We start from the raw sequence: 19,172 nt of genomic DNA, 5'->3' as shown, positions 1-19,172 counted from the left end.
AGCCCTGGCCGTCGCGGAAACTCAGCTCGCAGAAGTGCGGGCTGCGATCAGCCGCGTTCTCCACGGCGGACAGTCGCGCACGGTGAACGACCGCCAGCGGGTAGAGACCGAACTGCGCGACCTCCGCGCGTACGAGCGGGACCTGAAGGCGGAGATCGCGCGGCTGTCCGGCGGGAGTTCGGGGCTGCGGTTCTTCAAGGTGGTGCCGCAGTGAACCGCGCCGCGCCCACGCGCCGCACACTCGCGATCGCCGCACTGTCCGGCTACGCGGAGTCGCTGGGTCACCGGGGCGCGAGTCTCTCCGAGCGCGCGCTGCGCTCCTGGGAGACGGCGTCGGGTAGCGCCGACAGCCTCGCGCTGCGCGACCTGCCGACGCTGCGGGACCGCTCGGCGGACCTGGTCCGCAACGAGCCGCTGGCCGCGGGGGCGGTGCAGACGCAGGTCGACAGCGTCGTGGGGACCGGGCTGCGGCTTCGCGCCACCCCGCGCCGGGGGCCGCTGGGGCTCTCTCGCGTCGAGGCGGAGGCGTGGGCGGACGAGGTAGAGACGCTTTGGGACGCGGTGAAGAACCATCTCGACATCGAGCGCGTCTCCTCCTGGCGGCAGCTTCTGGAGATGACCTTCATCGGCACCGTGGTGCGCGGCGATCTCCTGACCATCCGGCGGTACCGCAAGCGCGCGGGCGACGCACTGGGACTCAAGCTGCAGCAGGTGGAGCCGGGCCGGATCTCGAACCCGCGAGGGGCGTGGGATACGGACTCGCTGCGCGCGGGTGTGGAGAAGGACGCCGACGGTGCGGCGGTGGCCTACCACGTGGCGGACCGCCACCCGAACGACTGCCTGGCACGGCGCGCCGGCCCGACGACGTGGACGCGCGTGCCGGCGTTCGGACCCCAGAGCGGCGAGCCGCTGGCGCTCCTTCACCTGCGCCGGCGCGACCTGGGGCAGACCCGGGGGACGCCCCTCTTCGCCCCGGTGATCGCGCTGTTCCGCCGCTTCGGGATCTTCAACGACGCGTACGTGGAGGCCTGCATCGTCAACACCATGCTGGCCGTCCTCATCACCACGCCGGACGACGGCTTCACCGACCCGATGTCGCTCACGGCCGAGAGCGCGGACGCGGCGGCAGCGGGTGAGATCGCCGAAGACGAAGTGAAGCTGGGCTCCGGCACCATCGCCACGCTTCCCCACGGAAGCTCCGCCACCATCGTAGACCCCAAGCGCCCGAACGACGCGTACGGCGCGTTCGTAGACACGATCCTGATGCAGGTGGGGGCGGCGCTGGGGCTGCCGTTCGAGGTGCTCACGCGGCGGTTCCAGTCGAGCTACTCCGCCGCGCGCGCGGCGCTCCTGGAGGCGTGGCGGACCTTCTATGGCTGGCGCGAGTGGCTGTCCGAATCGCTCTGCGCGCCGGTCTACGGATGGGTGGTCGCGGAAGCGGTCTCGACGGGACTGCTGGAAGCCCCGGGGTTCTTCGACTCCCCGCTCACCCGCGCGGCGTGGCTCGCTCACGAGTGGATCGGCGACGCGCCGGGCCAGCTGGACGAGCTCAAGGAGGCCCGCGCGGCCGAGATACGGCTTTCGCTGGGGATCACCACGCTGCAGGAGGAGACGGCGTCGATGACCGGTGGCGACTGGAGCCGCAACCACGAGCAGCGCGCGGAGGAAGTGCGCCGCCGCCGTGAGGACGGCCTGGAGGGGCCGTCCGCAGAGAGCCTCGCCGAGGCCGACGCCATGATCGAGCGCGCGAATGCACAGGAGGCTGGGACATGAGCGGCCGCACGGTCCCGCGCCGCCTGGCCGCCGCCTTCATGGTGGCGCAGTGGGCGATGCAGCGCGAATGGCTGGAGGCGATGCGGCCCGTGGCCGAGCAGATCGGCGGGCGGGACCTGAGCGCGGCGCAGCTGCGCGAGGAGCTCCGCGCCGCGCTGGAGCCGTTCCGCAAGGACGCGGTGGCGGTCGAGTGGGGCCAGCCCGTCGACGGGGCGCCGCGCGCGAGCGTGCGGGGCGGCGTCGCGGTGCTCCGGATCGTCGGCCCGATGTTCCACTACGCGGACGAGTTCACCGACGTTTGCGGCTGCACGGCGTACGACGCGCTTGCTCGCGATGTGGCGGCGGTGCGGGCCGCGTACCGCGCAGGTGTGGTGGGCGCGGCCGTGGGCTACTTCGACACGCCCGGCGGCGAGTTCGGCGGCTGCGGGGAGGCGGCGGACCTGGTCCGGTCCCTCGCGGCCGAGATGCCTACCGTGGCGTACGCGTCCGACCTGTGCTGCTCCGCCGGGTTCTGGCTCGCGAGCGCGTTCGGTGAGCGCGTGGGGGCGGACGCTTCCATGTGGGGCTCGCTGGGCGTGGTGAGCTCCTACGTCGACAGTTCCGAGCGAGACGCGAAGGCCGGGGTTCGCAGGTTCGAGATCGTCTCCTCGCAGAGCCCCGACAAGCGCGCCAACCCCGCAGAGGATGAAGGGCGCGCGCGGCACCAGGCGCTGGTGGACTCGCTGGCCGACGTCTTCATCGACCACGTCGCCCGCAACATGAACGTGCCGCGCGCCCGGGTGCTCTCGGACTTCGGCCGTGGGGGCGTCCTGGTCGGACAGCAGGCGGTCGCCGCGGGAATGATCGACCGGCTCGGCTCCTTCGAGGGGCTGATCGCGGAGCTTTCGGACAAGTACGGCCCCGGTTCCCGGGGCACGCCCGCCGCCGGCGGGTTCACCCTCTCCCAGGAGCGCACGATGCGCCAGGAGCCCATGTCCGGCAGCGAAGAGCAGCCGGGGCCCATCACCGCCGACTCGCTGCGCCAGGCCCACCCGCAGGCGGTGGCGGAGCTCGAGACGGCCGCCGCCGCGCGGGAGCGCGAGCGGATCCGCGCGGTTCTCGCCGAAGCGACCACCGAGGACGAGCGCGCCGCGGTGGCGCCGCTCATCGAGGACCCGCAGGCCACCGCCGGGGACGCGGCGCGCGCCATCCTCGCCGCCGCCCGCAAGGCAGGCTCGACGGCCGGTGCCAGGGCGAAGGCCTTCCACGACGCCGTGCGGGCGGACGAGGTCGCGCTGGACGCGCCCGCTCCCAACGCCGCCACCGCGGGGGCGTCCGCCACCGACGCCGCGCAGGTGCTGCAGATCCTGAACGCCGGCAAGCTGCCGGCGCCCTCGCCGAACTGACGGGCGCGCAGCGCGCGCCGCTTCTTCCCACTTCGCGGAGAGACCAGCCGTGAGCTTCGACCTGAACCCCAAGTTCGCGACGGAGGGCACCTACACGCCCGACAACCTGATCGCGGACGGCTGCCCCCACGCGGACACGGTGACCGTGAAGAGCGGTCAGAACGTCGTCCGCGGCACGGTGATGGGCAAGTGCACCAAGGACACCGTGGGTGTCGCAACCGCGGGCGCGAACACCGGCAACGGCACCGCGTCGGCCGTGACGCTGGGCGCCAAGGCGCAGGCGGGCACCTACACGCTGCGCTGCGTGACGGCGGCGAGCAACGCCGGCACCTTCGCGGTGTTCGCCCCCAACGGCGAGCGCCTGGCGGACCTGACGGTGGGCGTCGCCTACACCGGCGGCCACATCAACCTCACGATCTCCGACGGCGCCACCGACTTCGTGGTGGGCGACACCTTCACGGTCGCCGTCTCCGGCTCCGGCAAGTGGATCAAGTCTCTGGCAGCGGCGGTGGACGGCTCCCAGGACGGGACTGGCATCCTGGCGCACGACTGCGACGCCTCGGCCGGCGACAAGCTCGCGCCGATCTACACCGGCGGGCCGGCCGAGATCAACCAGCGCGCGCTCACCTTCGGGACCGGCCACACGGCCGGGACGGTTAAGGACACGCTGGCGGCGCGCGGACTCTACCTGCGCAGCAGCGTCAAGGCCTGACGCCCGCCTCCACTCACGACGACCACCAACAGGAAAGGTCCGACCCATGGCCGACACGTACACCACCCGGGTGCTGATCGGGGTGGTCGAGAGCCGCGAAGGCGGCAAGCTCCAGACGTTCTTCCGCAATTTCTTCCCCTTCCGCGTGCAGAGCGACCGGGAGGAGATCCTCTTCGACGTGGTGGACAAGAAGAAGCGCCTGGCGCCCTTCGTCTCGCCGCTGGTCAAGGGCAAGATCATGGAGGCGTGGGGCTACGTGACCCGCGTCTTCAAGCCCGCGTACCTGAAGCCGAAGGGGGTCGTGCGGCCCACCGACGCGATCAAGCGCCTCGCGGGCGAGAAGCTGAACGGCGAGATGAGCATGGCGGAGCGCCGGAACATCCACATCCGGAACCACCTGTTCGAGCAGGACGACGCCTGCGACAACCGCGAGGAGGTGATGTGCGCGGAGGCGCTGCGGCTCGGGCAAGTCACCGTTTCGGGAGACGGCTACCCCACCCAAGTGATCAGCTTCGGGCGCAACTCCGCGCACCGGATCGTCCTCTCCGGCGCCGACTTGTGGAGCGCGTCGACCGCCACGCCCAACGACGACCTGGAGGAGTGGGCGGAGCTGGTGCGCGACAACGGCGACGGCGCGGTGGTCACCGACTGGATCATGGGGACGCGCGCCTTCAAGGCGTACAAGAACTGGCTCAAGGACAACGAGCCGGACCTGCTCAAGATCCTGCTCAACGCCCAGAACCGGGGCCAGACCACCTCGCTGCAGATGGGCCCGCAGGCGGCGCGCAAGATCGTCAACCAGGGAACGGTCGGTGAGTTCCAGTTCTGGACGTACAGCGACACCTACCAGGACGAGGACGGCGTCACGCAGCAGGTGTTCCCGAAGGAGGAGGTGCTGGGCGTCTCCATGGACGTGGAGGGCACCATCTGCTACGGCGCCATCATGGACGCCGACGCCGGGGAGAGCGGGCTCGCGGTGATGGAGCGCTTCCCGAAGAACTGGAAGGAGGCTGACCCGTCGGCAGAGTACGTCATGACGCAGTCGGCCCCGCTCGCGGTGCCGCTGCGTCCCAACGCCACCGTGAGCGCCGTGGTGCTGGCGTAACCCCCCCGGCCTCGCGCGGAGGAGTCGAAGAACCCGGGCGGGGCCGTACCCCGCCCCTCTCCAAACGATCAACCTCTCACCACTACAGGTGATCCCGATGGCGGACGACGTGAAGATGGTGAACGTGATCCCGCTCGTGCAGGTGCGCTACACGCCGCCCGGCGGCAGCCGCGGCACCTACCTGCCGGGCACGAAGGAGAAGCCCGCCGAGGCCTTCCCGATGGAGGAGGGCGAGGCGCTCAGGCTGGCCCGGATGAAGCCGCCCGCCGTGGAGATCGTGCCGTCGGCCACGTCGGCGGACCAGCCGCAGCACCCGGCGGCGACCGTCCCGCCGACGCGCGCGGAGCTGGAGCAGGGGGCGAAGGCGCTCGGGATCGACCTCGGCTCCATCGTCGGCACGGGCAGGAACGGCGCGCTGAAGAACGCCGACATCGCCGCCGCCATCGCCGCGCGGCGCCACGAGCTGGAGGCGGACGTGGACGACGATCCGGGCGGGCGCATCCCCGGCCTGGTGACCGAGTAGTCCGCTCACCGCCGCCGCCCCCGTGTTCACCCCTCAGGAGGTGGAGACAGATCTCCGGCTGACCGGAGGCAAGCCCGTGCTCTATGGGCACCGGCCGTTCACGGTGGACGGCGCCACCGACCGGGTACTCACCGCCGGCCACGGCTTCCCGGCGGGGCTGCGGCTGGAGTTCGTGGGCGGGGCGCCGGGCGGGCTGGCGACGGGCACCGGCTACTACGTGCTCGCCCCCAACCCGCAGGGGTTCCAGGTGGCCGCAACGGCGGGCGGCGCGGCCGTGGACCTCGTCGGCGCGGCCCCCGCCGGCAGCCAGGTGGCGCTCTCCACCTGGGGCCACTGGGACGTCGACCGGCAGGAAGACACCTTCGAAGGCGAGCGCGCGGTTCACGGGGAGCCGGCCGGGCTGGTGCGGGTGGCGACCGGGATGGTGTCACGGGTCCACCTGCGGGCGCGCGCCGCGCTCTTCTTCAACGGCGTGCGGTACGTCATCCTCGCCGCGACGCCGGTGGGAGACGGGGAGGAGACGGAGATCGTGGTGGGCAAGGGCAGCTAGTTTCCCTGCGGAAACAACGACCCCGTGCAGATTCCAGCGAGCATCCTCGAACGCGTGCTGCAGGCGGCGGAGGGCCGCCTCGGCGAATCCTCCGCCACGACCCCGGCCGGGGTGACGTACGAGCGGCCGGCGGCGCTGGTGTGCCGCTCCCCGCTGGCGCCGGGGGAGCCGGGAGAGCTGCCCCGCATGGCGGTGGTCCTGGCGCAGCCGCCGGAGAAGCTCGGGGAGACAGGGGAGCTCAGGGCGCCGGGGTCGGTGACAAGCGAGGTGTTCGCCGCCGTGGTCTGCCAGGTCGAGGGCAGCAACGAGAGCGGGGCGCCTGGGCTCGACACGTTGCTGGACCCTCTCCGCTCATGGGCGATCATCGCCTTGCTCTACGACTGGACCGAGCCCCGGCCGTTCGGGGGGCTGGTGGAGCGGGCGGAGTACGTCGGTGCCCGGTGGGACCGCGACCAGGCGGGCGTGCCCTTCGGCGAGGTGATGCTTTTCTTCCGCTTCCAGCTCGCGACCGATGCGGCGGACCCGACGACACTCTCACCCGTGGCATGAGGGCCCACTGATGCTGATCGAGCTCCTGTCGGAAGTCATGAACCGCTTCGGACGCTTCCCGGTGACAAACCCTCCCACGCGCGTAGACTGGCCGGCTGACGTCGCCCAGCCTCTGCTGGACGTCAAGGCTGCGCGGCCGGTCGAGCCACCGCGCCGCCGGGCGAAAGGGGCTCAGCCGTGAAGACGACGCCCATTCGCCACGTCGTTGTCGGCGGACGCGACGTCTCGCAGCACATGAGCGCGGGTTTCCTGCGCAGGTGGACGAAGCCGAACGGCTTCGTGTACTCCGAGCTTCACCTGCGGTGGCGCCGCGACGCAGAATCGGCAGCGCTTGCGGGCGACCTTTGGTGGTCCATCAGGGAGAGCGGCGCGCCCTGCGAGGCTGAGATCCGCGAGCGGTGCGGGCCCGTGGGTCCCACCAACTGCGGCTGGCGAGCGGCGTTCGTCCTGCGCGACGACCCGCCCACTGAGCCACAGGACGTGCTGGTGCTCGTCCAGGCCACCGCACTGGAGGAGATCCGCGCATGATCTTCAAGACCGGTCGCCTGTTCGTGGGCGGCTACGACCTGACCAACGGCCTGCAGCGGATCTCGCTGGGTGCCACACTGGACGAGAAGGAGACCAGCCACGCCGGCAGCGCCGGAATGCGGCAGTCCGATGCGGGGATCGAGCAGGCGGAGTTCTCCTGCGGGCTCCTCTATTCCGACAACAACGTCGACGCCCCAGGCGATGCGCTGTTCGCGCTTCAGGGCGACGCTGGCGTGCCGCTCGCCTTCGCGCTCGGCTCCGCCGCCGCCGGAGACCTCGCGTGGCTGTTCCTGTCCACTGCGTTCCGCGCTCCGAAAGACCTGCGCGTAGGTGAGCCGGCGACGATCACGGCGGAAGGACGGAGCAGCTCGGGGCCGCTGGTGCGGGGGCGGGTGATGCTGAACCTCACGCGGAGCGTGACCGGCGCAACCAACAACGGAACGGCCGTGAACCTGGGGGCCGCGCTCTCCAGTCAGCGGGTCTACCTGGTCGTCCATGTCGGCGCCGCCTCGGCCGCGCTCGCCACCACGTTCAAGCTCCAGAGCGCGCCGGCGTCCAACTTCGCCTCGCCCACCGACCGCGTCACCCTCACTCCGGCCGGCCCGAACGGCGCCGCCTGGGGCTCGCTCGCTGGGCCGGTGACCGACACCTGGTGGCGCGTGGTGGACACCGTCACCGGCAGCGCGCCCACGGTGCCCCTCTTCGTCGCGGCAGGCATCCGCTGACACACCCCTCCCTCCCTCAGCACCGGATGGCAACCGATGATCCTCAAGAACCCGTACGTAAGCGTGACGACCTCCGGCCCCACGACGGTCGACCTCTCCGCGTACGTCCAGCAGATCTCCGGCGGTCCGGAGTTCGACGAGGTGGACACCACCGTGGGCAACGCGGCCGGCACGAAGTCGAGCGAGGCGGGCATGGAGTCCGGCTCGCTGGAGGTCACCTGCCTCCAGGCCTTCGGCACGGGCACCCCGGACGCGGTGAACGCCGCGGCATACGAGGACGCCCGCAACGGTCTCAACGTGACCGTGGAGTTCCGGGCGGTGAACGCCAGCCGGTCGGCCACCAACCCCGGCTGGAGCGCGGCCTACAAGTGCTTCGTCTACAAGCCGGTGGACACGCAGGTGGGCCAGGCGATCACCACCGTGCTCCGCTTCGTGAAGCAGGGTGCGCTGAGCAAGCTCACGTCGTAAACGGAGGGACGAACGATGCCCAGGAAGGAGGTCGCCCCGGCCGCGCCCGTGCCGTCGCTGGCGGAGCGGGCCCGGGCGCGGGTCGCGGCCAAGCGGGCCGAAGCACGGCCGGTCGGGGCCACCAGCGAGTGGCACTACGTGCCGGAGCTGGAAGGCGAGGTGGAGGTGCGCGGCGGTTCGGGGGTCACCCGCTCGGCCGTACTGATCGACGTCGCCGCGTCGGAGCCGGAACACGAGCAAACCGTCGCTCTCCTTTCCGCGATCAAGCACACTACTCGCGACCCTGAGACCGGGGCGCTCGTGTTCGCGGGGATGAGCATGGACGACCTCGCCGCGCTCGACTTCGAGACGCAGTGCATCCTCGGACCGCCGGCACTGCGGGCGGCGGGACTGGGCGCGCGCGAGGGAAAAGGCGAGGCCCCGACCACTGGCTCTACTTCCGCATAGCCACCGAGCTCGGCGGGATGACCGTGGCGGAGCTCAAGCGGCGCATCACCGCAGAGGAAGCCGCCGACTGGGAGGAATGGTTCCTGGAGGAGCGGCGGCGGGTGGAGGAGGCGGCGGGGGGCGGGGCTGGCGGAGCCGGGGCGCCGTCGCTCGCGGACGTGGAGGATGGTTACGCCGAGCTGGACGCGCTGCTCAAGGCGGGCGGCCTCACCGAGGAGCAGCACCGCGAGGCGTGTGAGAACCTGAAGCGCAAGCGGGAGGTCTGGGCGGCAGCCGGCGTTAGCTGAAGAGCACCAGCAGAACCAGAACTGCCAGCACGACCCCAGCGGCAATCGTTCCCGCCGTGACCGGCTTTGCTGGGGGCGGGCCCTGGGTGCAACCGCAGGTCGGGCAGGTTGGCGCCGCAGAGTCGATCAGGGAGCGGCACTCGCGACACGGAACATCGTGAGTCATCGGGAGGTGGATACGGCGGGGGCGGAAGGGGTGGATTTCACGTACCTCGTCTTCGTGAAACTAATAGCAGGCCAATTCCGACCCCAAGCCCGATCAGAAGTCCTACGGCGAGCGCGAGTAGGAGTAGGGCGGTGATCATCTGCACTATCCTCCGGGCTTTTGAGTGTGCGGTTCTTACGGTAACGAGCGGGTCCGGCGTTCGTCAAACCCTTCGGCTGATCTCCGCTGATGGCATTGAAGTCCGAGCTGGCGACGCTGGCTGTCCGCATCGTCGGGGACAACGACGAGCTCCGTCGCGCGCTCAAGCGCAGCGAGGGCGACGTCCGCACGTTCGCCAAAGCCACGTCGGGTTTGCGGGATTCGTTCCTCGGCAACCTAGCCTCCGATGCGTTCCAGCGAGGCGCGCGCGAAATCATTGCCTTCGGCCAGAGCGCGGCTCGCGAGTTCCTGGAGGCGGAGCGGTTGGGGAAGATGCTCGGCAACGCAGTTGAAGGCGTTGGTCAGAACTTCGCGCGCTTGGAGCCCCATATCGACGGCGTCGTCTCGCAACTGGACCGCATGTCCGCTTTCGATGATGAGCAGATCACCGAGGCGCTCACCCGCATCATCGAGGTAACCGGAAACACGGAGACTGGACTTAGGCTTATCGGGCTCGCCGTAGACATTGCCGCCCGGCGTGGGGACGACCTGGCGCAAACCGGGGAGAAGCTCGCCCGCGCATGGAACGGTCAGACGCGGCCGTTGCGCGAGTACGGCGTCACCACGAAGGACGTCAACCAGGCATTCACTGAGCTGCGTGCCAACTTCGCCGGGGCGGCGGAGGCCGAGCTGCAGACCACGCCGGGCCGCATCAAGGAATTCGGAAACATCGTCAGTGATTTGAAAGAAGCACTTGCGGAGGTCGTCGCCACGTCGCCCGATGTGCGCCGCCTATTCACCGATGTTTACGACGGAGCTACCGGGGCTGCCAGCGGCGTGGGTGGTCTGACGGAGTCCCTTGGCGCTCTGCTCGACACCATCTTCGACCTGCCGCAGGTGTTCCGCAACGCTGGGTGGACGACGAACAACTGGGGATGGCTGGGGCTTCTGACTGACCCACATGCAGAGGACCGCCTCGACAAGGCCTTCAAGGACCGGCGCGCGCTCAACATGCGGCAGCGCGAGGCGCTCTCCGCAATCTCCCGGCAGACCAGCGTTGAGTCTCTGCGTGCGACCATGGAGGCGCTACGTCGAGAACAGGCGGCGGTGAGTTCCGTGGCAGAGCGCTACGGGGAGATCACAGATCTTCTCGGCGCTGCGAATCAGCGCATTCTTGCGCTTCAACGTCCTGCGCGGCCGGGAGGACGTCCGAACCAGCCGGGCGGCGGTGGGGGCGGCGGCGGTGGGCGCCAGCGCCCGGAGGAGCCCTTCGCCGACCTCCTCAAATCCGTCAGGGCCGAGCTTGAACACCTGAAGCTCCTCGAAGAGGCGGGCCACGCCAACCGCGACGCGCTGCGGCTGATGTGGGAGCAGGCGGCTCGCGTGAACGACCAGGTCCGAAAGCTTGGCGGTGAAGCTCCCGCCAACCTTCTGCGGGCAGCCGTGGATCTCCGCCGGTTCGTGGAGGAAGAGGCCCCGCGGCCGCTCGCCGAAATCTCACTTACCCGCGGGCTGGCCGATGACAAGGCGCTCCATGCGCGCGGCGGCGCCCTCATCGGACATCAGCAGGGGGCGCGCGACGCAGCCAAGATGCGCGCCCAAGCGGAGGAGTTCCGTCGCATGCGCGAAGAGGTGGAAGAGCAGATGGAGCGGCTCGGACCGATCATCGACATGGCCGGGTCTCACTTCAGCGATTGGGCGAGCGACGTCATCGAGAACAACCGCAAGGTCCTGAAGTCGTTCCGTGAGATGCTGACCGCCCTCACCGCGGACCTTGCCCGCTTCTTCATGAACCAGGCGGTCCAGCAGTTCGGGCAGATGATCCTGGGTGCGGTGGTCGGGGGTGCATCGCCCTCCTCCACGTCCTCCCGGCTACCCGCGATCCTTGCCCCCATTGATGGTGCGCGTGCGACGGGGGGCCCAGTCTCCGCCGGTGGCGCGTACCTGGTGGGCGAGCGCGGCCCGGAGCTCTTCCTGCCGGGTTCCTCAGGGAACATCATCCCAAACCACCGACTCTCTCGGGGTGGCGGTGGCCGTCCGGCGGCGGGCGGCGGCGTGGTCAACGTTCACGTCACCGTCAACCAGAACGTCCAGGCCTGGGACGCCAGGAGCGTGTCTCAGATGCTGGAAGGCTCGCGCGACGAGATCGCCATGCAGGTGGCCCGGGCGATCAACGGAAGCGGCGCGGTGCGCAAGGCCATCCGGGGAAACTGAAGCACAAGGAGGAGCCAGCGATGCTTCGCGATTTACTGAGGCGGCTGTTTCGCCGCCGCCCCGCCCCGCCGCCGCCGCAGGCGACAGCGACCGTGCGATTCGACGATGTGCCGTGGGACGCTGACCGCGTGGCCCGGTTCCTTGAGGAACACCGGGACGCGGTGGCGGCGGCGGTCGCGAAGTGTGCCCGCGCCGGCGGGCCCGAGCGCCCGCAACCCCCCACGTCCTGAACTGCCGTGCCCTCCTTCCCCCGCACCCTGCTCTCGCGCGAACAGTCGGCGCTGATCGACATGCCCGCCGGCTTTCTGTCGGTGGGGCACACCGGGGGCATCCAGGCCAGGACCGGCAACGCCGTGGGGCGCACCTGGAGCGAGGAGTGGGGGCCGCTCAAGCGGGGCCGGCCTGAGGTGGAGGCGCTGCTGGTCTTCATCGAGGAGGCCGCCGCGCGCCTCGTGGTCTTCGACATCGCACACCTGCTGACGCCGGGGTCGGGCCTGGCGAAGAACGGCGCGGCGGCGGTCGCTTCGGCCACGATCCTGGACGCGGGCCCCGGGAGCAATCAGGGCGCCACGATCACGCTTTCCGGACTGGGCCCCGCCGTCACGAACGCAATCCGCGCCGGCGATGCGCTGCGGATCGCGGGGCTCAACCCACTCTTCCGCTTCACCTCGGACCAGAGCAGCAACGGCGGCGGCGGCGCTACGGCCACGATCTCGCCGGCCCTGCCGGTCGGCTACACGGTGCCCAACGGCACCGTGGTCACGCTCTCCAACTGCACCCTGCGGGCGATGATCGCGGGCAAGCCGGAGATTCCCGCCGCGGGGCCGGACGGCTGGTACATGGGGCTGCGGGTCGCGTTCCGGGAGGCGCCGTGACGCGGGCACTCACCTCCGGCATGGTGGCGGCCGTCTCCGCGGAGCGCAGCACGGCCGTCCACCTGATCCAGGTCTCGCACTCCGGCGGCACGCTCCGGCTCGCGACCGCGCCGCAGGACCTGCCGTGGAACGGTTTCACGTGGGACGCCGTGGGCGGGCTGCTGGAGCTCGGCGCGGCGGAGGAGAGCCCTGATGGGGAGAGCCAGAGCATGGAGCTCACCCTCTCCGGCGTGGACACGGCGGTCATGTCGGCGCTGCTGGCGAACCAGGTGCGTGGCTTCGCGGCGTCGGTGTGGCTCGCGCACGTGACCGAGGCCACCGGCGCGATCGTGGCCGACCCGCTCCTCCTTTGGACAGGCTACCAGAACGAGGCGTGGGAGATCGGTGAGGAGCCGGGCGGGGACGGGGCGCCCGGCACCTGCACGGTGCGCACGCGCGTCGTCTCGCGCTCCGCGCGGCTCGCGCATCCGCAGCCGGTGCGCGCCAACGTCACCAGCCACAACGAGCTTCTGGCCCGGGCCGGGCAGGCGGCCGGGGACACCTTCTTCCAGAACGTGCCGACCATCGAGGGGAAGCCGATCTACTGGGGCACCAACGCGCCGAGCGGACCCTCGCGCGGCGGGCAGACGCCGGGGACGCCGTCGGACACCGGACTGAGGCCATCGACATGAGCATCGACAACGCCGTTCAACCCGCACTCAATCACGACCTGTGGATTCGGGTCTTGGCTGGCGAGCCACATGAGGTCATCCTGGCGGATGCGGTGTTCGACTCTGCCGACGAGTCGTTTCATGCCAGGGCTGCGCTTCTGCTGTACGATCATCCGAAGGGTTTCACCTGGGATCACGTAACGGCGCTTCTCCAGTCGTCGGTTATCTACCGCGTTGGCGATGCTATGGAGGTGGACGAAGTGGCGACGGCGCGAGTCCGCCAATGCGCGGGCCTGATCGCAGCCATGCTTCCGCCCCGCGACCTCCTGGATTGGTTCCCGGCGCCGACGCGCGACCGCGCTCCCACACGGGAGCCCGGCCAGTGAAGCGCGCCGAGAACTGGGACGTGCGCCTGCACCACTGGGCCGCCGGCCGCGTGGGCCGGCGCTTCGCATGGGGCCGCACCGACTGCGCCTCGCTGGTGCGCCAGGCGGCACGGGTGATGTACGGCCAGGAGGTGTTCGCCTCGGTGCCGCGCTGGGCGAGCGCCCGGCAGGCCGTGGAGGCCATGCGCGTGAGCGGCGGAGTCCGCCCGAGCCTCCAGCGCCTCCAGGCCTGGTGCCTGCCGCTCGGGTTCGCGCAGAGCGGGGACGTCGCCGTAGGCCCGGAGCAGGGCGGCGAGGCGCAGACGGCCGTGGTCGTGGACGGCCGGGCGCTGGTCTCGACGCGGGCCGAGGGGGTGCGTCTGGTTCCCCTGTCGGAGCTGAGCGCGGGGGTGCTGCTCTGGAGGCTGCCGAGCCATGAGTAGCCCGCTCGGGAAGATCGTCGCCGGGGCGGCATTGATCGGGGTGCAGTTCATCCCCGGGGTGGGGCAGATGGTGTCGGCGGCGGCGTTCTCGCTGGGCGCGAGCTTCGTCGCCTCCGGGGTCGGCGGGCTCCTCGCGGGACGCCTTCGCGGCGGGCAGGAAGGCTTCCAGACCAGCGCCACCAGCGCCCAGGCGGACGTGCCGGTCATCTACGGCACCGTGAAGATGGCCCCCAACATCGTGGATATCCGGGTCGATCCCAACAACAACAAGATCCTCGCGATCGTCGGCGTGCTAGGGGTGGGCTCGGATGACGGCAACGGCATCCAGGCCATCGACGAGATCTACCTGGACGACAAGCTGGCCGTCTCGGCCTCCGGCGTGGTGCAGAGCGCCTTCGTCGGCAACAGCACGATCGACGGGGCGACCGCGCGGGTGCGGGTCGCGAAGTACATGGGCACGTTCGGCCAGAGCGTGGACGCAGAAATGTCGGCCCGCTTCTCCTCCACCGGCTGGCCCTCGTCCTCCCGCGGGCGAGGCATGGCATACGTGCGGCTGCTCCTTACCTACGACAACGAGAAGTTTCCCGGGGGAATCCCGCGCATCGCCTGCGTGGTCCGGGGGCGGCGCGTCTTCGACCCGCGCGACTCCACGTGGAAGCACGCGGAGAACCCCGCGCTCTGCGTGCGTGACTACCTGCTGTCCACGCAGGTGGGGCTCGGGGCATCGACGGCCGAGATCGACGAAGCGTCCTTCGCCGCCGCCGCCAACTACTGCGACGAGACCCTCTCCGTGCCCGGCGGGGTGCAGAAGCGCTTCACCTGCAACGCGATCCTCGCCACCGAGCGCGCGCGCGGCCAGAACCTGAACGACCTGCTCTCCTCCTGCCGGGGGCAGCTGGTCTATCAGGGCGGCGTCTACCGGCTCTTCATCCGGCGGCCCACCACGCCCACGGCGTTCGCGCTCACCGAGGACAACATCGTCGGCAACTGGAGCTTCCGCCGGGCGGGGCTCAAGGAGACGGCGAACACGGTGCGCGTGGCGTACGTCGACTCCGGCAAGAACTACGTGGTGGAGACGGCCACGTGGCCCGAACCGGGCGCGGCGAATCCCTATCGCACCGCCGATAACGGCTTCGCCAACGAGGTGGACGTCGACCTGCCCTGCACCACCAACCGCTACGCCGCGCTGCAGATCGCCGAGGTGCTGCTCAAGGAGAGCCGGAACGATCTCTTCGTGAGCCTGACGGCCAAGGAGGCGGCGCTGCAGCTGCAGGTGGGCGACGTGGTGCCGGTCACCCACTCCACCCCCGGCTGGACCGCCAAGCCGTTCTGGGTGCTGGGGCTCTCCATCCGGCCGGACCACCTGGTGGAAGTGGTGCTCCAGGCCTACAGCGCCGACACGTACACGCTCTCGACTCCCACCACGACGGCAACGCTGCCGGGCGGGAGCCTGCCGGATCCGCAGAGCGTGGCGGCGCCGTCGGGCCTGGTGCTGACGGCCGACGCCACAACGGCGCTCGAGGTGCAGGACGGCATCCGCGTGCCGCGGATCCGGGTGCAGTGGACCGCCTCGCCGGAGCCGCACCTGCTGCGCTACGAGATTGAGATCAAGCCGACGGCTGGAGGGGTGTTCAACCTCTGCAACTACGCGGGGCCGCAGGACACCGAGGCGTTCGTCCTCTCCGAGGTGAGCGCGGGAGTGGGCTACGATGTACGCGTGCGGGCCGTCTCGATGGTGTACGTCGCCTCCAACTGGATCAGCGGCTCCGTCACGCCCAGCACGACGGTCAGCAACTACGGCGGCAACATCAACAACGTCCCGGCGCCTACGGTGCAGGGGGAGGCGCGGACGGGCCGTCGGGGCGTGGGCAACGGGGCGCGTAACGTCCTGGTCAACGGCAGCGCGCAGCGCGACGCGGAGGGCCTCACCGAACTCACCGCCGTCAATTCACTCACCATCGACACGGCAACGTTCTACCGTGGGGACCGCAGCTTCAAACTCTCGCATGCGTCCGCGGCGGACGAAGCGTGGGCCTTCCCGCAGTACGCGGTGGCGGACGGCGATTACGTGACGGTGCGCGGCAGGATCAAGACCACGGCCCTACCGCCCGGCGAGGCTGGCGAGGGCGCGGCGCTCAACACGGATATCGTCTCGGGCGTGTCCTCCCTCACGGTGCTGGAGACACGCAGCGCCGGGGTGTTCTCGTTCGTCGCGGACGTAGGCTTGCCTGCCGATGGCGTTGCCCGAGACTTCACCGAGGTTTGGGCGTACTTCCAGGTGAACGGCGCCGGTGTGCTGCGGCTCGCCATTCACCTGGGCTACAACGGCGCCCAGTCGGGGAGTGCCTGGTTCGATGATATCGAGGTGATCGTCGAGAGCCGGTACGCGACCGAGGGGGCCACCCGCTCCAAGGCGGGTCTCGCCGCGGGGACGGGACAGCTCGCGAGCCCGGCCAAGGGGCTGCCGTACTTCCAGGGCAACCGCGGCAGCGCGATCAAGGGCTACAGCGGGAACCTGATCTCGACCACCAACAACGGCGACGGCACCGCCACCGTCTCGCTCGCCGCGCACACGCACCAGTTCGGCCAGATGGACGTCAACTATAACTCCGGAACCGTGACGCTCTCCGGCGTCGCGGCGCTGCAGGAGTGGTTCGTCTACACCGACGACCTGAACCTGGCCGGAGGCGCCGCCACCTACCTCGCCACGCAGTCGGAAGAGACGGCGAAGGCGGGCAACGGGCGGGTGTTCGTGGGCATCGCCGGGGTTCCCGCGTCCGGGGCGACGACTCCCGGCACCCCCGGCGGCGGAACCACGCTTCGCTGACCCTTCTACCTCATCCACCGATGCCCGCACCCACCCGGCTCCCGCGCGCGCAGGGACAGCACGCCGACGACCACCGCTTCCGGCTGAGCAGCGGGGAAGAGTGCGTCGTGAAACTCTTCCTCGCCGGCGAGCCCACCGACACGGCGTGGCCGATCCTCGTGGTGGCGGAGGTGGCGGAGTCGGACGGGAGCCTGGTGCAGCTCCCCGGCAACACGCACACGTTGCCCGTGGAAATGGTCCACCCGGACCGGATCGCGCACGGGCAGGTGAGTCTCAGCCAGGAGAAGGAGCGGCTGGCCGCGGCGGCGGCCGAGCGGATGGAGCGCTACCTCCCGGCCGCGCGCCAGGCGCGCCAGATGCGCCGGCTGGCCGCGCCCGCGCCCGTCGTCCGTCCATCTCCGCAGTCGTGGCGTCTTCCCCGACTGGAGGAGGCACGGTGAGGATCGACGTCACAGCCGACGCCCGCCAGGTCGAGCGGGCGTTCGGCTCCCTGGCCCGCGATCAGATGCCCTTCGCCACCAGCCGGGCGATCAACGCGACGGCGTTCGACGTGGACGAGGCCGCCACCCGGCAGCTGGCGGGCAGCTTCACCGTGCGGCGGCGCGACTTCGCGTCCCGCGCGTTCAAGCCCGGCCCCGCGGCCACGAAGACCCGGCTCCATCGCGACGTGAAGCTGGAGCCGCCGGGCGGCGCGCAGCGCGCGGACATCTTCGCCAAGTTCGAGCACGGCGGCGTCAAGAAGCCGCAGGGCACTCGCCTGGCGATCCCGGAGTCTGGGGTCCGGAGGACCAGGGCCGGCATTGTGGCGCCCTCGCTTCGGCCCCGGGCGCTGGACTTCAAGGCGCAGTCGCCCAACGTGCTGATCGGCAAGAACCGCACGGTGATGATCCGGACCGCGGGCGGCAAGGGGATCATCCTCCAGCGCACCGGCCGGGGGCGGAAGGGCAGGCGGGGCAGGCGGGTGCTGGTTTCGGACCTGCGCACGCGCAAGGTGAGGGACGTGAGCCTGAAGGTGCTCTACGGACTCGCGCCGCGCGCGCGGATCGACGGCCGCCTGGAGTTCTTCCCGACCGCGGAGAAGACCGTGCAGACGGTGTTTCCGGAGCACCTGAAGCGAGAGCTGATGAAGGCGGTTGTGACCAGGCGGTGAGATGGTTAGCTTTCGGGCGAAGAGGCGTGGGTGTGTCGGGCCGCGGCGGAGAAGCTTCCACATGCGAATCCTTCTGAGATCCCTCGAAGACTTCCGCGAAGCCTGCCGGACGCACCAGGCGATGCATGGCGTCGCCCAAGGCGTCCTTCGACGCCAACACAAACGCTGGGACCGGGCTGAAGGCATTGCACGGTCGCTCTCACTGAGTCCGGAAGAGGTGTACGCCGGACTTGAGGCGGCGCGCGACGATGAGGCGCTCGTTCGGCGCGCGTCGAACCTGACGATGCGCCTGCCGATCCCCGGCGGCGTTCCGGCTGCGGTCTCTCTCTGCCTTCTGGACGCCGATGACTCGCGTATCTGCGAAGCCGCAGCGACCTGGTTCGCGTTAGGCGGGCACCAGAAGCAGTGCATAGGTCTGACGCCGTTCGTACGCGCCACCAGGGGGGGCTCGGCAAAAAAGGGGGGGTGACGGGCGCGCAGAGAGAGATTGTGCTGACCGGGTCGCCGGACGCCGCCGCCCCGGGAAGCGGTTGGCGCCCGCCCCCACGATTTCTCTTGCCAGCCGCGACGAACACGTGTAGTTTCCACCACATTCGTGTAGACGGGCGCCCAGAGCGCACCCGACCCGGTGGGGGTCCGAGCCGATGTTTCGGCTTGGGCCCCTGTTTCGTTTTGCCAGTGCCCCCTTACCACACAAAACCTCCCGCGCAGGAAGCGCCGAAGATGACGCCTGCCCGCCGGACCGCTTCGACATGGTTCAGCCGACTGCGCGAAAGCACGCTCACCATGGCCGCGGTGGTGGGCGCCGCCTCCGCGCTACTCACCATGGGTCTTAACAGCGCCGTGCGCGTGAAGGCGGTGGGCGCGCTGCCGGCGCGGGTGGACTCGATCAGCCTGAGCTACGTCAACAGGCAGGCGTACGACTCCCTGGCCGCTCGCGTGGGGGGGCTGGAGGAGGGGCAGAGGAAGATCCTCACGCGCCTGGACGCGATCCACCGCCAGCAGCTCTACGGCGACTGCAAGGCCGGCGGCGACACCCTGCCCGATATCTGCGCCCGGCGTCACCTGGCGCCGGACCTCACCCGCTAACGGCAGACGCGCCATGCAGTGGTGCGAGAAGACGGGGAAGCAGTGCCACGACAGGGCCGGGGCCAACCGGCACCGCGGCGCCATGCGGCGGCGGGGGAGGCGCCGCGCTCCGCTGGACGTCTACCGCTGCAAGCACTGCCGGGCCTACCACGTCGGGAGGAACAACCGCGCATGAGCCTGTCTCGCCGTTCCTCAGGGAACCC

The 19,172-nt window shown here is 70.4% G+C and carries 25 protein-coding genes; all 25 read left to right on the top strand.

The genetic code is table 11. The annotated features are described in order from the left end of the window. Positions 1–82: 82 nt before the first annotated feature. The 25 genes from VF746_13420 to VF746_13300 all read left to right on the top strand — a co-directional run bounded on the left by VF746_13420 (position 83) and on the right by VF746_13300 (position 19,144). Complete coding sequence (locus VF746_13420; GenBank protein HEX8693418.1) at positions 83–214, top strand: hypothetical protein; 132 nt, start codon at positions 83–85, stop codon at positions 212–214. Next, positions 211–1,773 carry a phage portal protein gene (locus VF746_13415; GenBank protein ID HEX8693417.1) on the top strand — a complete coding sequence of 521 codons (1,563 nt, stop codon included), beginning with the start codon at positions 211–213 and terminating at the stop codon, positions 1,771–1,773. Before VF746_13420 ends, VF746_13415 begins: the two co-directional genes overlap by 4 nt. Beyond that, a complete protein-coding gene (locus VF746_13410; protein HEX8693416.1) occupies positions 1,770–3,158 on the top strand; it encodes a S49 family peptidase in 1,389 nt (462 codons plus the stop codon). Before VF746_13415 ends, VF746_13410 begins: the two co-directional genes overlap by 4 nt. Positions 3,159–3,207: 49 nt before the next feature. After that, positions 3,208–3,870 (top strand): head decoration protein, encoded by a 663-nt coding sequence (locus tag VF746_13405; protein ID HEX8693415.1) that lies wholly within the window; start codon positions 3,208–3,210, stop codon positions 3,868–3,870. A gap of 46 nt (positions 3,871–3,916) precedes the next feature. Continuing rightward, on the top strand, positions 3,917–4,975 hold the full coding sequence (locus VF746_13400; GenBank protein HEX8693414.1) for a major capsid protein: 1,059 nt from the start codon (positions 3,917–3,919) through the stop codon (positions 4,973–4,975). 97 nt (positions 4,976–5,072) lie between these two features. Beyond that, positions 5,073–5,498: a hypothetical protein gene (locus VF746_13395; protein HEX8693413.1), complete on the top strand. Its 426-nt coding sequence runs from the start codon at positions 5,073–5,075 to the stop codon at positions 5,496–5,498. 76 nt (positions 5,499–5,574) lie between these two features. Beyond that, the gene (locus VF746_13390) at positions 5,575–6,048 is read left to right on the top strand and encodes a hypothetical protein (GenBank protein ID HEX8693412.1); all 474 of its coding nucleotides are present in this window, start codon (positions 5,575–5,577) and stop codon (positions 6,046–6,048) included. A 24-nt stretch (positions 6,049–6,072) separates the two neighbouring features. Further along, positions 6,073–6,597 carry a hypothetical protein gene (locus VF746_13385; protein HEX8693411.1) on the top strand — a complete coding sequence of 175 codons (525 nt, stop codon included), beginning with the start codon at positions 6,073–6,075 and terminating at the stop codon, positions 6,595–6,597. Between the two features lie 10 nt (positions 6,598–6,607). Then, positions 6,608–6,778, top strand: a complete 171-nt coding sequence (locus tag VF746_13380; GenBank protein ID HEX8693410.1) for a hypothetical protein — start codon at positions 6,608–6,610, stop codon at positions 6,776–6,778. Further along, on the top strand, positions 6,775–7,125 hold the full coding sequence (locus tag VF746_13375) for a hypothetical protein (protein HEX8693409.1): 351 nt from the start codon (positions 6,775–6,777) through the stop codon (positions 7,123–7,125). The genes VF746_13380 and VF746_13375 overlap by 4 nt, the downstream gene beginning before the upstream one ends. Continuing rightward, complete coding sequence (locus VF746_13370; protein ID HEX8693408.1) at positions 7,122–7,850, top strand: hypothetical protein; 729 nt, start codon at positions 7,122–7,124, stop codon at positions 7,848–7,850. Before VF746_13375 ends, VF746_13370 begins: the two co-directional genes overlap by 4 nt. 36 nt (positions 7,851–7,886) lie before the next feature. After that, positions 7,887–8,318 (top strand): hypothetical protein, encoded by a 432-nt coding sequence (locus VF746_13365; GenBank protein ID HEX8693407.1) that lies wholly within the window; start codon positions 7,887–7,889, stop codon positions 8,316–8,318. Between the two features lie 15 nt (positions 8,319–8,333). Then, on the top strand, positions 8,334–8,765 hold the full coding sequence (locus tag VF746_13360) for a hypothetical protein (GenBank protein HEX8693406.1): 432 nt from the start codon (positions 8,334–8,336) through the stop codon (positions 8,763–8,765). Positions 8,766–8,782: 17 nt separating this feature from the next. Beyond that, positions 8,783–9,052 carry a hypothetical protein gene (locus VF746_13355; protein ID HEX8693405.1) on the top strand — a complete coding sequence of 90 codons (270 nt, stop codon included), beginning with the start codon at positions 8,783–8,785 and terminating at the stop codon, positions 9,050–9,052. 394 nt (positions 9,053–9,446) lie between these two features. Beyond that, complete coding sequence (locus tag VF746_13350; GenBank protein HEX8693404.1) at positions 9,447–11,570, top strand: hypothetical protein; 2,124 nt, start codon at positions 9,447–9,449, stop codon at positions 11,568–11,570. Between the two features lie 236 nt (positions 11,571–11,806). After that, positions 11,807–12,445, top strand: coding sequence for a hypothetical protein (locus VF746_13345; protein HEX8693403.1), 639 nt, complete (start codon positions 11,807–11,809; stop codon positions 12,443–12,445). Next, on the top strand, positions 12,442–13,116 hold the full coding sequence (locus VF746_13340; GenBank protein HEX8693402.1) for a hypothetical protein: 675 nt from the start codon (positions 12,442–12,444) through the stop codon (positions 13,114–13,116). Before VF746_13345 ends, VF746_13340 begins: the two co-directional genes overlap by 4 nt. Further along, positions 13,113–13,481: a hypothetical protein gene (locus VF746_13335; protein ID HEX8693401.1), complete on the top strand. Its 369-nt coding sequence runs from the start codon at positions 13,113–13,115 to the stop codon at positions 13,479–13,481. The genes VF746_13340 and VF746_13335 overlap by 4 nt, the downstream gene beginning before the upstream one ends. Further along, entirely contained in the window at positions 13,478–13,903 is a 426-nt protein-coding gene (locus tag VF746_13330) for a hypothetical protein (protein HEX8693400.1), read from the top strand. The genes VF746_13335 and VF746_13330 overlap by 4 nt, the downstream gene beginning before the upstream one ends. Beyond that, a complete protein-coding gene (locus VF746_13325; protein HEX8693399.1) occupies positions 13,896–16,730 on the top strand; it encodes a phage tail protein in 2,835 nt (944 codons plus the stop codon). The genes VF746_13330 and VF746_13325 overlap by 8 nt, the downstream gene beginning before the upstream one ends. Before the next feature lie 20 nt (positions 16,731–16,750). Beyond that, positions 16,751–17,170, top strand: a complete 420-nt coding sequence (locus tag VF746_13320; protein ID HEX8693398.1) for a hypothetical protein — start codon at positions 16,751–16,753, stop codon at positions 17,168–17,170. Next, complete coding sequence (locus VF746_13315; GenBank protein ID HEX8693397.1) at positions 17,167–17,880, top strand: hypothetical protein; 714 nt, start codon at positions 17,167–17,169, stop codon at positions 17,878–17,880. The genes VF746_13320 and VF746_13315 overlap by 4 nt, the downstream gene beginning before the upstream one ends. Before the next feature lie 61 nt (positions 17,881–17,941). Further along, on the top strand, positions 17,942–18,349 hold the full coding sequence (locus VF746_13310) for a hypothetical protein (GenBank protein HEX8693396.1): 408 nt from the start codon (positions 17,942–17,944) through the stop codon (positions 18,347–18,349). A gap of 254 nt (positions 18,350–18,603) precedes the next feature. Further along, a complete protein-coding gene (locus tag VF746_13305) occupies positions 18,604–18,969 on the top strand; it encodes a hypothetical protein (protein ID HEX8693395.1) in 366 nt (121 codons plus the stop codon). Between the two features lie 13 nt (positions 18,970–18,982). After that, positions 18,983–19,144 carry a hypothetical protein gene (locus tag VF746_13300; protein HEX8693394.1) on the top strand — a complete coding sequence of 54 codons (162 nt, stop codon included), beginning with the start codon at positions 18,983–18,985 and terminating at the stop codon, positions 19,142–19,144. The last annotated feature ends 28 nt before the right edge of the window (positions 19,145–19,172 follow it).

Source organism: Longimicrobium sp., assembly GCA_036389795.1.
Lineage (GTDB): Bacteria > Gemmatimonadota > Gemmatimonadetes > Longimicrobiales > Longimicrobiaceae > Longimicrobium.
This window is presented reverse-complemented; position numbering and strand designations above follow the sequence as displayed.

Bases quoted from the DNA above. Each gene is read 5' to 3' on its own strand.
- VF746_13410 (HEX8693416.1), top strand. From the start codon at position 1,770: ATGAGCGGCCGCACGGTCCCGCGCCGCCTGGCCGCCGCCTTCATGGTG.
- VF746_13400 (HEX8693414.1), top strand. From the start codon at position 3,917: ATGGCCGACACGTACACCACCCGGGTGCTGATCGGGGTGGTCGAGAGC.
- VF746_13395 (HEX8693413.1), top strand. From the start codon at position 5,073: ATGGCGGACGACGTGAAGATGGTGAACGTGATCCCGCTCGTGCAGGTG.
- VF746_13380 (HEX8693410.1), top strand. From the start codon at position 6,608: ATGCTGATCGAGCTCCTGTCGGAAGTCATGAACCGCTTCGGACGCTTC.
- VF746_13370 (HEX8693408.1), top strand. From the start codon at position 7,122: ATGATCTTCAAGACCGGTCGCCTGTTCGTGGGCGGCTACGACCTGACC.
- VF746_13365 (HEX8693407.1), top strand. From the start codon at position 7,887: ATGATCCTCAAGAACCCGTACGTAAGCGTGACGACCTCCGGCCCCACG.
- VF746_13360 (HEX8693406.1), top strand. From the start codon at position 8,334: ATGCCCAGGAAGGAGGTCGCCCCGGCCGCGCCCGTGCCGTCGCTGGCG.
- VF746_13355 (HEX8693405.1), top strand. From the start codon at position 8,783: ATGACCGTGGCGGAGCTCAAGCGGCGCATCACCGCAGAGGAAGCCGCC.
- VF746_13350 (HEX8693404.1), top strand. From the start codon at position 9,447: ATGGCATTGAAGTCCGAGCTGGCGACGCTGGCTGTCCGCATCGTCGGG.
- VF746_13335 (HEX8693401.1), top strand. From the start codon at position 13,113: ATGAGCATCGACAACGCCGTTCAACCCGCACTCAATCACGACCTGTGG.
- VF746_13325 (HEX8693399.1), top strand. From the start codon at position 13,896: ATGAGTAGCCCGCTCGGGAAGATCGTCGCCGGGGCGGCATTGATCGGG.
- VF746_13320 (HEX8693398.1), top strand. From the start codon at position 16,751: ATGCCCGCACCCACCCGGCTCCCGCGCGCGCAGGGACAGCACGCCGAC.
- VF746_13310 (HEX8693396.1), top strand. From the start codon at position 17,942: ATGCGAATCCTTCTGAGATCCCTCGAAGACTTCCGCGAAGCCTGCCGG.
- VF746_13305 (HEX8693395.1), top strand. From the start codon at position 18,604: ATGACGCCTGCCCGCCGGACCGCTTCGACATGGTTCAGCCGACTGCGC.
- VF746_13300 (HEX8693394.1), top strand. From the start codon at position 18,983: ATGCAGTGGTGCGAGAAGACGGGGAAGCAGTGCCACGACAGGGCCGGG.